This window comes from Thalassospiraceae bacterium LMO-SO8 (genome assembly GCA_031655335.1).
Lineage (GTDB): Bacteria > Pseudomonadota > Alphaproteobacteria > Rhodospirillales > Casp-alpha2 > UBA1479.
Genome location: CP134226.1, coordinates 1,899,399 through 1,912,028, shown reverse-complemented (window position 1 = coordinate 1,912,028; position 12,630 = coordinate 1,899,399). Strand labels below are relative to the sequence as shown.

The following is a 12,630-nucleotide window of genomic DNA, read 5'->3' as shown; positions in this document are numbered from 1 at the left end:
TTAAATTTCAACGCCGCCGCTTAGCCCCGCCGTTTAACCCTAAGGGATGCCATGACCGATCTTGCCGCCACCGACGACCTGTTCTTCAACCGTACCGGCATGGACCGGGGCCGCGTGCAGGGCCTGCTCGACAATGCCCTGACCGGCATGGACGACGGCGAACTGTTCCTGGAATACCGGCAATCGGAAAGCCTGGTGCTCGACGACGGGCAGATCAAGACCGCCAGCTTCGACACCGCCCAGGGCTTCGGCCTGCGCGCCATCGCGGGCGAAAGCACCGGCTATTCCCACGCCTCGGAACTGTCGGAGGCCGCCATCGGCCGCGCCGGGGAAACGGTGAAGGCCGTGCGCCGGGGTCATACGGGCAGCCTGGCCGCCGCCCCCAACGGCACCAACCGGGCGCTGTACATGGAAGACAATCCCTTGGCACTCGTCGATTTCCAGGAAAAGGTCGACCTGCTCCGCGCCATCGACACCTATGCCCGGGGCAAGGATGCCCGCGTGCGCCAGGTCTCGGCGTCGATCCTCGGCAACTGGCAGGCGGTGCAGATTCTGCGTTCGGGCGGCCATCGGGTCGCCGACATCCGCCCCCTGGTGCGCATGAACGTCTCGGTCGTGCTGGAACAGGACGGGCGCATGGAAACCGGCGGCTACGGCGTCGGCGGGCGCGTGACCTACGAACGCTACATGGACGCGGCCAGCTGGAAGGCCGTGGTCGACGAGGCCTTCCGCCAGGCCGAGGTCAATCTGCAATCCGTTCCCGCCCCGGCGGGCGAGGTGCCCGTGGTGCTCGGTCCGGGCTGGCCCGGCATCCTTTTGCACGAAGCCATCGGCCATGGGCTGGAAGGCGACTTCAACCGCAAGAAGACGTCGGTGTTTTCCGGCCTGATGGGCGAGCGCGTGGCCGCCAAGGGCGTCACCGTGGTCGACGACGGCACGATACAGGACCGGCGCGGCTCACTGACCATCGACGACGAGGGCACGCCGGCCGAGAACACCGTGCTGATCGAGGACGGCATCCTCAAGGGCTACATGCAGGACCGCACCAACGCGCGGCTCATGGGCATGGCGCCCACGGGCAACGGGCGGCGCCAAAGCTACGCCCACCAGCCCCTGCCCCGCATGACCAACACCTACATGCTGGGCGGCGACAAGGACCCCAAGGAAATTCTCGCCTCCGTGAAGAAAGGCGTTTACGCCGTGTCCTTCGGCGGCGGCCAGGTCGACATCACGTCGGGCAAGTTCGTGTTCTCCTGCACGGAAGCCTACGAGATCGAGAACGGCAAGATCGGCCGGCCCCTGAAAGGGGCAACCCTGATCGGCGACGGCAAGGACGTGCTGAACCACGTCGGCATGGTCGGCAACGACATGGAAATGGACCCGGGCATCGGCACCTGCGGCAAGGACGGCCAGGGCGTGCCCGTGGGCGTCGGCCAGCCGACGCTGCTGGTCAATCAGCTGACGGTGGGCGGCACGGGGGCCTGATTTCAGGCCACGTCCGCCGTGTCCCCGGCCGCGCCGAAAAAGCCGAGCCGTTTGCCGAGCCGGCCGACGAAGCGGTCCGGCCCGGAGGCCCGCAGCACGTCATGGAAGGCGGCTTCCGTCTTGGGCCCGATATCCCCGTCCTCTTTCAAGGGCCGGTAGGTTCCGCCCCATCATTTCCTGCCCCAGGTCGTTGACGGCCATCTGCAGGCCATAGCCTTCGGGCCGCGGCCCGCCCGGCCGCGCGGTGCTTGCGGGAAACAGCGGCGCAAAGGCCGTTTTGGCCGCCGTTCTGAGGCCTCCGGCCTCGGCATTACGCACAAAGCCGTCGAACCGTCCAAGCGCCAGTCCCTCCTCGACCCCCGGGCGTCCCCAGGCCGCCGCCGCGCGGCGCAGGGCCGCACGCACGACGGAGTTGCTGGTTTGGTCGGGATCGTCCGGTTCCGTATCCGCACGATAGGAAAGTCCGGCCGCACCGATTTCTTCGGCCTTCCGCCTCATCCGCATCCAGACCTTGTCCAGGTCGGCCGCCGCGATATCCAAGCGCCGCGAGGGACGTGAGTCAGGACGCTCACCAGCCTCATACTTGTCCTGGCTCTGATACAGGCTTTTGCCGACTTCGGCCTGAATGGCCAAGCCGCCGTTGCGGCCCCTGGAAGCTGAACGGAATCCGGGTCCGCCACGGATCACTTCCGTGTCGCCGTTCGCCTTGCGGTAGACGAGATAGGCATGCTTGTCGTCCCAAAGATTAATCCCGCTCGATTGAGCGGGCGTAAGTTCTAGGTAAATTCCAGGCTCCATGGATATGCTCCTTTAAAGTGCATTTCAGAACGAACATTCGATATGGCGTGTGGAGGTGTTACGGATGTGGAAGGACCGCAAGTTGGGCGTAACCGGCCTGACGATCATGATCGCCTATTTGCTGGGGCTACCCGTTCTTGCGTTTACGTTCGCCGATGCCATTCAGGCATTCCGGCTGCCCGCCGGCGTGGTGGCGTTCATTGAAAGCCTGCCCAAGCCGGTCGCCTTGGCGATTGTCGCGTCGCCGGTCTATCTATGGACGATCGTTGGCGGGTTGATCGCCAAGGTGGCGTTTCTCGACATCGCCGTGCGACCGCCCGTCGTGACCCGGCTTCGGGATATCCTGCTGATCGAGCTGATCATTACCCTGCCGATCACCCTGATCGCGGTCGGCTTGAGCCCGGTGTTTTCCTTGTTGTCGGATAACCCGCTTTTGGCGCTCGCGGTTTGGACGACCATTGCCTTCGCCTGCGCCGAGGGGGCACTGCGTTGGAAAATCCTGGCCCTGTTCCCGGATGCGAGGCGGACGTCTCTTTTCCTCGCCGTGCTCCTGCCGACGTTGTTCACAATCCTGATGAGTGGATTCCTGGCGACGGCGTCGATGTTTCTGGGAGTCTGAATTTCCAGGGCAGGGCCAAGATCGCGGACGAGGCGCCGCGGCCGCACGTCCCCCGATCGGACGCATCAGACATAGACAGTTTTGTCGGCGAAATCAAGATTTTATTCCTATATTACGGATAAAGCCTTTTCGCCATTGGAAAAACCGTGACCGCCGCAGCGGATTTCCTTGCCGGAAGACCCCGAACGTCAGGCGCTTTGCGCCAGGTCCTCGCCCGCCAGCGCCCGGTCGATCAGGGCGACGGTCTCGTTGACGCCGTAAAGGGCGATGAAGGAACCCATGCGCGGGCCCTGGGACTGGCCCAGCAGGATTTCATAAAGCGCCTTGAACCAGTCACGCAGGTTCTCGAAACCGTGGCGCTTGCCGACCTCGTAGACCTGGGTCTGCAACTCCTCGGCCTCCGACGTCGCGTCCATGCCCTTGAGGGTGTCGGCAAGGTCTTGGAGGGCGGCGCGTTCGGCATCCGTCGGCGCACGGTAGACCTTGGCCGGCTTGATGAAATCCCGGTAGTAGGCGATGGCCGTGCCGACCAGCCCGTCGATGAAGGGGGCGTTTTCGGCCGTCAGGTCCGGGCGGTAGCGCGAGATGAAATGCCAGAGGACGGACTTGTCCTCGGTCCCGCACACACCGGCCAGATTGAGTAGGATCGAATAGCTGAGCGCCGCCTGGGGGGTCGGCGGATTGCCGGAATGGATGTGCCAGACCGGATTGGCGAGCTTCTGCGCGGCGTCCTGATCGGGATAGGCCGAGAGGTGCGACAGATAGTCGTCGACGTTCTTCGGGATCACGTCGAAGTGCAGGCGTTTCGCCGTCTTCGGCTTCTGGAACATGAACAGGGACAGGCTTTCCGGCGGCGCGTAGGCGAGCCATTCTTCCATGGTCAGGCCGTTGCCGCGGGACTTGGAAATCTTCTCGCCGTTCTCGTCGAGGAACAGCTCGTAAGTGAAGCCCTTGGGCGGCTTGCCGCCCAGGATGCGGCAGATGGCGCCCGACTGCTTCACGGATTCGATCAGGTCCTTGCCGGACATTTCGTAATCGACGCCGAGCGCCGTCCAGCGCATGGCCCAGTCGGGCTTCCACTGTAATTTGCAATGGCCGCCGGTGACGGGGGTTTCGACCTTTTCGCCGTCCTCGTTCTCGTAGACGATGGTGCCGGCGTCCGGGTTGGTTTCCAGCACGGGGGCCAGCAGCACGCGCCCGGTCTTGGGGCAGACCGGCAGGAAGGGGCTATAGGTCACGCGCCGTTCCTCGCCGAGCGTCGGGATGATGACCTTCATCACCGCGTCATAGCGTTGCAGCAGGGTCAGCAGCGTGGCGTCGAACTCGCCGGCCTTGTAGCACTCGGTCGAGCTTTTGAATTCGTAGTCGAAGCCGAAGCCGTCGAGGAACGCGCGCAGCCGCGCGTTGTTGTGATGACCCATGCTTTCGTGGGTGCCGAAGGGATCGGGGATCGAGGTCAGCGGCTTGCCCAGGTTTTCCGCCAGCATGTCCTGGTTGGGCAGGTTTTCCGGCACCTTGCGCAGCCCGTCCATGTCGTCCGAGAACGCGAACAGCCTGGTCGGCATGCCGGTCAACGTTTCGAAGGCGTGGCGCACCATGGTCGTGCGCGCGACCTCGCCGAAGGTCCCGATATGCGGCAGGCCCGAGGGGCCGTAGCCCGTTTCGAACAGCACATAACCTTTTTCCGGCAGCTTGCCGCCGAGCTGCTTCAACAGCTCGCGGGCCTCGGCGAAGGGCCAGGCATTGGCGTTTTCGGCTATTTCGCGCAGATCGGTCATGATTCGGGCTCTTCGGGTCTGAAATGGAGCGGGAACCTAACCCCGCGCCCGGCCCGGGGGCAAGCAAAGTTAGTAGGCGTACTCCGTGAACACGGGGTCGATGTTGCCCTTCCAGCGGCGTTCGTAAGCGACCAGCAGCTCCTCGGCCGGAGTCATGCCGGAATCACAGATCTGGTGCATGGGCTTCAGGAAATGGCTTTCGTCCAGCCCCACGGCGTCGAGCCGCGCCCGGTTCTTCAGCCCCTGGCGGGCGATGCACAGCGCCTCGCAGGCGATGTCCTTGACCTGGCGATCGCGAAACGGGATCTTGAGCGCCGTGCGGGGCACGTCCCGGCGCATCGCCTCGCGTTCGTCCTCGGTCCAGTCCTTGACCAGATCCCAGGCGGCGTCGCGGGCTTCGGTATCGTACAGCAGCCCGACCCAGAAGGCCGAGAGCGCGCACAGCCGGGCCCAGGGCCCGCCGTCCGCACCCCGCATTTCCAGGAAGGTCTTGAGCCGCACCTCGGGGAAGGCCGTGGTCATGTGGTCTTCCCAGTCCTTCATGGTCGGCAGTTCGCCCGGCAGGGCCGGCAGCCGGCCCGCCATGAAATCTCGGAACGACTGCCCGGCGGCGTTGATGTAATTGCCGTCGCGGTAGACGAAGTACATGGGCACGTCGAGGACGTAATCGACGTATTGTTCGAAGCCGAAGCCGTCCTCGAACACGAAGGGCAGGGTGCCGCAGCGGTCCGGGTCGACGTCGGTCCAGATGTGCGAACGGTAGGACAGGAAGCCGTTGGGCTTGCCGTGGCGGAACGGCGAATTGGCCCACAGCGCCGTGGCGATCGGTTGCAACGCCAGGGCGACGCGGAACATCTGGCGCATCACCGCCTCGGAATTGAAATCCAGGTTGACCTGCACGGTGCAGGTCGACTGCATCATCTCAAGCCCCAGGGAGCCCTTGGTCGGCATGTATTCCCGCATGATCGCGTAACGGCCCTTGGGCATCCAGGGCATGTCTTCGCGCGTCCATTTGGGGTTATAGCCCAGGCCCAGAAACCCGATGCCGAGCTCGCCGGCCACGGTCTTCACCTGTTTCAGATGCTCGGTCACTTCGCTGCAGGTCTGGTGAATGGTTTCCACGGGTGCGCCCGACAATTCGAGCTGCCCCGCCGGTTCCAGCGAGATCGAACTGCGGTCCGGCTTCGACAGGGCGATGACGTTGCCGTTCTCCAGCACCGGGGTCCAGCCGAAGCGGGTCAAGGCGTCGAGCATCTGGCGCACGCCCGGCGTTCCGTCATAGGTCAACGGGCGCAGGGTCTTCAGGTCGTAGGCGAATTTTTCGTGTTCCGTGCCGATGCGCCAATCGCGCGCGGGCTTGCAGCCCGCTGCCAGGTATTCGACCAGGGTGGCCTTGTCGGTGATGGGCTGGGACTTCGGAGAACTGTCATTGGCCATGGCCGGGTCTTTCGTCGTTGGAGGGAACGGGCGGAAGGAAGATCAAGGGTTGCCGTTCCTATATTTGGTCAGGTCCAGTCGCCTACAACCGCCTGCCATACGGCAAGTGCGGCAAGGCAGGCCGTTTCGGCGCGCAGGATGCGGGGACCCAGCGTTACCGGGGTGATGAAGGGAAGCTTAGCAAACCTGTCAAGTTCCCGCGCCTGAAAGCCGCCTTCCGGGCCGACCAAAAATCCGACCGCCGCACCCGCCGTCCCGGCAGCGGCGGCAAGGGACGCGCCGCCGCCGGTCTCGTCCAGAACGAACAGAGGGCGGTCCCGGGGCCAATCGGCCAGCAGGGCATCGAGGTCGATCATGTCGGAAACGTCCGGCACGGACAGGCGTTCGCACTGTTCCGCCGCCTCGACAGCCTGGGCGCGGAGGCGCTCCGTATTCGTGCGCCCGGTCTGGGTATTGGCCGTGACGACGGGCAGCAGCCGCGATGCCCCCAGTTCCGTCGCCTTTTGAACGATAAAATCGGTGCCGGTCTTCTTCACGGGCGCGAAGGCGAGCCACGGGCCCGGGGACTCGGACTGATCCCGGGTTTTTTCCCGGATGATCATCTCGGCCGCGCGCTTGTCCATGCGCGCGATCTCGGCCCGCCATTCGCCGTCACGGCCGTTGAACAACAGGACCGGATCGCCCACGCCCAGGCGCATGACCCGGCCCAGGTAATGGGCCTGATCGGCCGTGGCCGCGACCAGCGCGCCCTCGCCAAGGGCGCCGTCGACGTAAAGGCGGATCCCAGCCGCCATGGCGCTTTTCCCCTTTGAATGTCTCGGGTTCCGCCCCTATTACTTGAGGCCATGGATGAACGACAACAAGTTTCGGCCTCGGACATTCCGCTGCAAAGCTGGATCGACCGGGTCCCGGGGGCCGGAGTGCGGCCTTACCTGCGCCTCGCGCGCCTGGACCGGCCCATCGGCACCTGGCTGTTGCTGCTGCCCTGCTGGTGGGCGACGGCGATGGCGTCGCCCGGTTGGCCCGACCCCTGGTTCATGGCCCTGTTCGCCGTGGGGGCCCTGGTCATGCGGGGGGCGGGCTGCACCATCAACGACATCGCCGACCGGGATATCGACAAAAAGGTCGCGCGCACGGCCGATCGGCCCATCACGTCCGGCCAGGTTTCGGTCGTCCAGGCCCTCGCCTTCCTGGCGTTGCAGCTCGGCATCGGGCTCGCGGTGCTGCTGCAGTTCAACACCTACACCGTGATTCTGGGGGCGTCGTCGCTCGCCCTGGTCGCCCTCTATCCCTTCGCCAAGCGAGTCACCTATTGGCCCCAGTTCGTGTTGGGCCTGACCTTCAACTGGGGGGCCCTGGTCGGCTGGGCGGCGGTGACGGGGGGGCTGGAGGCGCCGGCGGTGCTGCTTTACGCCGCGGGCCTGCTGTGGACGATGGGCTACGACACGATCTACGCCCATCAGGACAAGGAAGACGACGTCCTGGTCGGCGTCAAATCGACGGCGCTCAAGTTCGGCGATGCGACCGGGCCTTGGCTGGCCGCGTTCTACGGTGGCACGATCACCCTGCTGGCGGCGGCGGGCATACACGCGGCCCTGCACCCGGTTTATTTCGCGGGCCTGGCCGTGGCGGCGCTGCATCTTACCTGGCAGGTTCGCAGCCTCGATCTGGACGACGCCAAGATCTGCCTCGCGCGGTTCAAATCCAACCGGGATTTCGGGTTGATCGTGCTGGCCGCCATCATCGCGGGGCGCCTGTTGGCGCCGGCGGGCTGACCTTCTTCCCTTCCCCTTTCCACCCGGGACCACAGACCGCGTCCTCGCCCTCGATCAGGGCGGCGGCGATAAAGGCGGGCCAGCCGCCGTGGCGAAGCATTGCGCAGATATCGGCCTTCAATTCGACCCGGTAATGAATCGCGGCGGCCCCCAGAACATAAAGCGCGATCATCATCACGGTGACGGAGAGCGGCGGGCGCGCCGCCCTGGGATGGAGCGGCACCACCCGCTTGTAGCGGTCCGCCCCCAGGTCCGCGCGGTCGAGGGTTCCGGCCTCGGCCGCGTCCAGCACCCGGCGGGCGAAGTGCCGCACCCAATGAGGCATGCCGTGGTCGAACAGGAAGGCGACGAACACGGGCTCCATATCCCGGTCGTCGGCCGGGCGCCCGCTCCAGCGTTCGAAGGCCAGGCGGAACAGATCGTATTCGCTGATGCGCAAGACGGCGGCCGCGGCGCGCACGGCGCGGGCATCCTTGCTTTCCGGTTCGGTGACAAGGGCCATGACGGTTTCATCCACCCCGGGAACGACCGGGCCTATCCACCCCCCTGCGGATCATACATCACCTTGGGTCCGCCTGCCCAAACGCCGGTACAACTGCCAGGGCGTCAGCACCCAGGGCTCCCGCAGGCCGAGCACGCGCTTGACCGCCTCGACACAGGTATAGGGCCGCCAGGCCTGGGCACGGGGCGGCGGCACCCTTGGCCGCGCCAGACGCAGGCGGCAACCCCGCCGGCGAAACACGCGCAGCAGGCCCAGCAGCGGATAGGCGCCGATCGCCGAGGCGAAGGTGTAATGCGCCATGGGGTCGTAATAAAGCCAGTTGCCCCGCGTGCGCAGCAGCACGAAGCAATGGCGGAACCCGGGTTGCAGCAGGCGCAACCAAGGCAGGGTCGCCCGCCCGGTAAAGGCGACCACGGCCAAGTCCGGTCCGGCCAGGGCCTCGTCGTCGCTCATGCCAGGATGCCCTTGCGGCGCAGCACCGTCGCCATGCGGTCAAGCGCCTCGTCCCACAGACGGGCGGGCCAGGCCTCGTCACGCAGGCGGGCGTCGGGGGGGCGGTCGCGGGCACCGAATTCCAACAACGTGCGCAGATGCAGGCCCTTCAGCACCCGCGCCCGCACCAAGGATACGGCGGCAAGGTAGACGTCATCGGCTTCGCACGGCCGGGCCATGCCGCCGCCGGCCTCGAACCGCTGGCCGTCGCGCCGCGCCCGATGGGCCCGCATGAACCAGAACCAGGCCTCTTCCGCCGTGTCGAAGGGCCGAACCGCACCGGCGGACTGGGGACGCGGAAAATAGCGTTTGCGTTTCACGGGATCGGCCTCCTTGTGGCTTGAAACGAACAGAACATTTCAAGAACAAATACAGATAATCAGCCTAAAATTCCCATGTCAACGATTTTTGAGGTTGATTTTCCTATTTATACAATCCGCCCATTCCAGATGCAAAACGGCCTGCCGTGACGATTCTCTATGGAAATTACCCACGAATTGTAAGACAATGTTCCCATGTTGCGGCATTCAAGCGTATGGCATGCAGTTGACCGGCTGGCCCGCGAACACGGCCTGTCGACCTCCGGTCTTGCGCGCAAGGCCGGCCTGGATCCGACCACCTTCAACAAAAGCAAGCGCACGACGCGCGACGGCAAGCTGCGCTGGCCGTCGACGGAAAGCATCGCCAAGATCTTGCAGGCCACGGGGGCCAGCCTGTCGGAATGGGTGTCCTACGTGGACGAAACCGAAGGCGGCGGCGTCTACCGCAATGTGCCGCTGATCGGCTTCGCCCAGGCGGGCAACTCGGGCTTTTTCGACGATGCCGGCTATCCCGTGGGCGGCGGCTGGGATGAAATCCCCTTCCCCGGCCTGAACGATCCCAACACCTTCGCCCTGGAAATCAACGGCGACAGCATGGAGCCCGTGTTCCGCGACGGCGACACCATCATCGTCGCCCCCCATGCCTCGGTCCGGCGCGGCGACCGCGTCGTCGTCAAGACCACGGAGGGCGAGGTCATGGCCAAGGTGCTGATCCGCCGCACGGCGCGCCACATCGACCTGCAATCCTTGAACCCGGCGCACGAAGACCGCTCCCTCGACCTGACCCAGGTCGAATGGATTTCCCGCGTGGTCTGGGCCAGCCAGTAAGGCCGCCGCGCCCCGGGATAACTTTTCCGCCACACGTCGGAATTCCACCGCAAAGAACTGTAATGACTTGATTTTCCGCCCTACCCTTGGCCTTTCGGCCTCCAGGGGCTATGCTGCACATGCGAAGGGAGTGGCGCTGGCTTTGGGAGTTTTGAAAGGCCGATGCCATGAAATACGGACAAAGCAGGGGCGGCAACGCCATCAGTTGGATCGACGGCGAATGGCATGACGACGAGCCCGCCGTCGCCAAGGCAACCGATCACGCCATGTGGCTGGGATCGGCCGTGTTCGACGGAGCCCGGTCCATGGCCGGCAAGGTGCCCGACCTGGAGGCCCATTGCGCGCGCGCCATCCGGTCGGCCCGCATCATGGGCATGGCCCCGGGCGTGACGACGGAAGACATCGTCGACCTGTCCCGCGAGGGCATCCAGAAATTCCCCGACGACGCCGAGCTTTACATCTGCCCATTGTTCTACGCCTCGGGCGGTTTCGTCGTGCCCGACCCGGACTCGACCCATTTCGTGCTGACCGTGGAAGAGGCGGCCCTGCCCGAGCCGACCGGCTTCAAGGCCTGCCTGTCGCCGTTCCGCCGCCCGGCCGCCGACATGGCGCCGACCGAGGCCAAGGCCGCCTGCCTGTACCCCAACGTGTCGCGCGCCGTCGCCGACGCCAACGGGCGCGGGTTCGACACGGGCGTGATGCTGGACCCGGACGGCGACGTGGCGGAATTCTCGTCGGCCAACCTGTTCATGGTGAAGGACGGCGTCGTGCACACGCCGGAAATCAACGGCACGTTTCTCAACGGCATCACCCGCCAACGCGTGATCCAGCTTCTGCGCGAGGCGGGGGTCGAGGTCGTGGAACGGCGGATCACCTATGACGACCTGACCGAAGCGGACGAACTGTTCGCCACCGGCAACTATTCCAAGGTCGTGCCCTGCACGCAACTGGACGGCCGCGCCCTGCCCCGAGGCCCGATGTTCCGGGAAACGCGGGACATGTATTTCAGCTACGCCGACGCCTGCTGAGGCCTATTTCCAGATCGGCCTGCCCGATCCGGGCAGACCGTAATCGGCCCACTTGCGGGTGACCTCGTCGATCACGTCGTCCGACATGCGAATCTTGCGGCCCCATTCGCGCCGCGTTTCCGCCCCCATCTTGGCCGTCGCGTCGATCCCCATCTTGCTGCCCAGGCCGGGTTCCGGCGAGGCGAAGTCCAGGTAATCGATCGGCGTGTGCTCGATCATCGTCACGTCGCGGGCGGGATCGACGTTGGTCGAGATCGCCCAGATCACGTCGTTCCAGTCGCGCGCATTGATGTCTTCGTCCACCACGATGACGAACTTGGTGTAGGTGAACTGGCGCAGGTAGGACCATACGCCCATCATGATCCGCTTGGCGTGACCGGCGTAGGCCTTCTTCATGGAGACCACGGCGACGCGGTAGGAGCAGGCCTCGGGCGGCAGCCAGAAATCGACCACTTCCGGAAACTGCTGGCGGAACAGCGGCACGAAGACCTCGTTCAGCCCTTCGCCCAGGATCGAGGGTTCGTCCGGCGGCCGGCCGGTGTAGGTCGAAAGATAGATCGGGTCGCGGCGCATGGTGATGGCCGAGACCGTGAACACGGGGAACGGCTCCACCGAGTTGTAGTAGCCCGTGTGATCGCCGTAGGGCCCTTCGTCGCTGTAGTCCTCGAGCGAGACGTGCCCTTCGATGACGATCTCGGCCTCGGCCGGAACCTTGAGCGGCACCGTCTTGCAGTCGACCAGATCGACCCGCTTGCCGCGCAGCATGCCGGCGAACTGGTATTCGGACAGGGTGTCCGGCACCGGCGTGACGGCGGCCAGGATGGTGCCCGGATCGGCGCCGATGACGGCGGCGGCGGGCAGCGGTTCGGGCCGGGTTTCCTTCCACCTTGCATGGTGCTGGGCGCCGCCCCGGTGCTTGAGCCAGCGCATCAGGGTGGTATTCCGGCCGGTAACCTGCATGCGGTAGATGCCGAGGTTGAAACCGTCGCGCTTGTCGCCGCCCTTCTGCCCGGCCTGGGGCCCCTGGGTCACGACCAGCGGCCAAGTGATGAGGGGTGCGGGCTCGCCCGGCCAGCAGGTCTGAATCGGCAGGGCGGACAGATCGATGTCGTCGCCCTTGAGGACGATTTCCTGGCACGGCGCCGATTTCACCGTTTTCGGCTTCATGGCGACCATGGTCTTGAGCAGCGGCAGCATGTCCATGGCCTGACGCAAATTTTCCGGCGGCTCCGGCTGACGGAGGAAGGCCAGCGTCTCGCCGACCTCGCGCAGTTCCGCCGGCTCGCGTTCCATGCCCCAGGCGACCCGTTCCACCGTGCCGAACAGATTGACCAGCACCGGCATGCCGTAGGGCTTGCCGCCGGCTCCCACGACGTTCTCGAACAAGACGGCCGGGCCGCCCTCGGCGATCAGGCGGGTCTGGATTTCCGTCATCTCCAATTCCGGCGACACGGGGGCCGTGACGCGCACGAGGCGGCCCGCCGGCTCCAGCCGGTTGAAGATGAAATCCCTGAGCGAGGCATAGGCCATGTGTGGTTCCTTGGCCGCCGAAAGGGTTTTCCGGCGCG

Annotated in this window: 13 protein-coding genes; 5 read left to right on the top strand and 8 right to left on the bottom strand. The window is 65.4% G+C overall.

Going from position 1 to position 12,630, the window contains the following annotated elements:
* The first annotated feature begins 51 nt into the window (after nt 1–51).
* Complete coding sequence (tldD, locus tag RJ527_09280) at nt 52–1,485, top strand: metalloprotease TldD (protein ID WND77924.1); 1,434 nt, start codon at nt 52–54, stop codon at nt 1,483–1,485.
* Between the two features lie 99 nt (nt 1,486–1,584).
* On the opposite strand, the gene RJ527_09275 is transcribed toward tldD, so the two are convergent.
* Complete coding sequence (locus RJ527_09275) at nt 1,585–2,283, bottom strand: hypothetical protein (protein ID WND77923.1); 699 nt, start codon at nt 2,281–2,283, stop codon at nt 1,585–1,587.
* 64 nt (nt 2,284–2,347) lie between these two features.
* On the opposite strand from RJ527_09275, the gene RJ527_09270 reads away from it, so the two are divergent.
* On the top strand, nt 2,348–2,902 hold the full coding sequence (locus RJ527_09270; GenBank protein ID WND77922.1) for a hypothetical protein: 555 nt from the start codon (nt 2,348–2,350) through the stop codon (nt 2,900–2,902).
* Between the two features lie 188 nt (nt 2,903–3,090).
* Here RJ527_09270 and RJ527_09265 read toward each other — a convergent pair whose 3' ends face one another.
* The 3 genes from RJ527_09265 to RJ527_09255 form a co-directional block, all read right to left on the bottom strand.
* Complete coding sequence (locus RJ527_09265) at nt 3,091–4,680, bottom strand: lysine--tRNA ligase (GenBank protein ID WND77921.1); 1,590 nt, start codon at nt 4,678–4,680, stop codon at nt 3,091–3,093.
* Nucleotides 4,681–4,749: 69 nt separating this feature from the next.
* A complete protein-coding gene (locus RJ527_09260; protein WND77920.1) occupies nt 4,750–6,117 on the bottom strand; it encodes a glutamate--cysteine ligase in 1,368 nt (455 codons plus the stop codon).
* Nucleotides 6,118–6,185: 68 nt separating this feature from the next.
* The gene (locus tag RJ527_09255) at nt 6,186–6,911 is read right to left on the bottom strand and encodes a 16S rRNA (uracil(1498)-N(3))-methyltransferase (GenBank protein WND77919.1); all 726 of its coding nucleotides are present in this window, start codon (nt 6,909–6,911) and stop codon (nt 6,186–6,188) included.
* Between the two features lie 51 nt (nt 6,912–6,962).
* Here RJ527_09255 and ubiA point away from each other — a divergent pair, with 51 nt between their 5' ends.
* Nucleotides 6,963–7,892 carry a 4-hydroxybenzoate octaprenyltransferase gene (ubiA, locus tag RJ527_09250; GenBank protein ID WND77918.1) on the top strand — a complete coding sequence of 310 codons (930 nt, stop codon included), beginning with the start codon at nt 6,963–6,965 and terminating at the stop codon, nt 7,890–7,892.
* On the opposite strand, the gene RJ527_09245 is transcribed toward ubiA, so the two are convergent.
* The 3 genes from RJ527_09245 to RJ527_09235 are packed head-to-tail and all read right to left on the bottom strand — an operon-like array spanning nt 7,858 to nt 9,206.
* The gene (locus RJ527_09245; GenBank protein WND77917.1) at nt 7,858–8,394 is read right to left on the bottom strand and encodes a hypothetical protein; all 537 of its coding nucleotides are present in this window, start codon (nt 8,392–8,394) and stop codon (nt 7,858–7,860) included. The two genes, ubiA and RJ527_09245, sit on opposite strands and share 35 nt — an antisense overlap.
* A 51-nt stretch (nt 8,395–8,445) precedes the next feature.
* Nucleotides 8,446–8,847 carry a hypothetical protein gene (locus tag RJ527_09240; GenBank protein ID WND77916.1) on the bottom strand — a complete coding sequence of 134 codons (402 nt, stop codon included), beginning with the start codon at nt 8,845–8,847 and terminating at the stop codon, nt 8,446–8,448.
* Nucleotides 8,844–9,206, bottom strand: coding sequence for a hypothetical protein (locus tag RJ527_09235; GenBank protein ID WND77915.1), 363 nt, complete (start codon nt 9,204–9,206; stop codon nt 8,844–8,846). Before RJ527_09235 ends, RJ527_09240 begins: the two co-directional genes overlap by 4 nt.
* Nucleotides 9,207–9,401: 195 nt before the next feature.
* Here RJ527_09235 and RJ527_09230 point away from each other — a divergent pair, with 195 nt between their 5' ends.
* Both RJ527_09230 and RJ527_09225 read left to right on the top strand, forming a co-directional pair.
* A complete protein-coding gene (locus RJ527_09230) occupies nt 9,402–10,034 on the top strand; it encodes a helix-turn-helix transcriptional regulator (GenBank protein ID WND77914.1) in 633 nt (210 codons plus the stop codon).
* Nucleotides 10,035–10,201: 167 nt separating this feature from the next.
* Nucleotides 10,202–11,062, top strand: coding sequence for a branched-chain amino acid aminotransferase (locus RJ527_09225; protein WND77913.1), 861 nt, complete (start codon nt 10,202–10,204; stop codon nt 11,060–11,062).
* Nucleotides 11,063–11,065: 3 nt separating this feature from the next.
* Here RJ527_09225 and RJ527_09220 read toward each other — a convergent pair whose 3' ends face one another.
* Entirely contained in the window at nt 11,066–12,592 is a 1,527-nt protein-coding gene (locus RJ527_09220; GenBank protein ID WND77912.1) for a UbiD family decarboxylase, read from the bottom strand.
* Nucleotides 12,593–12,630 lie beyond the last annotated feature (38 nt).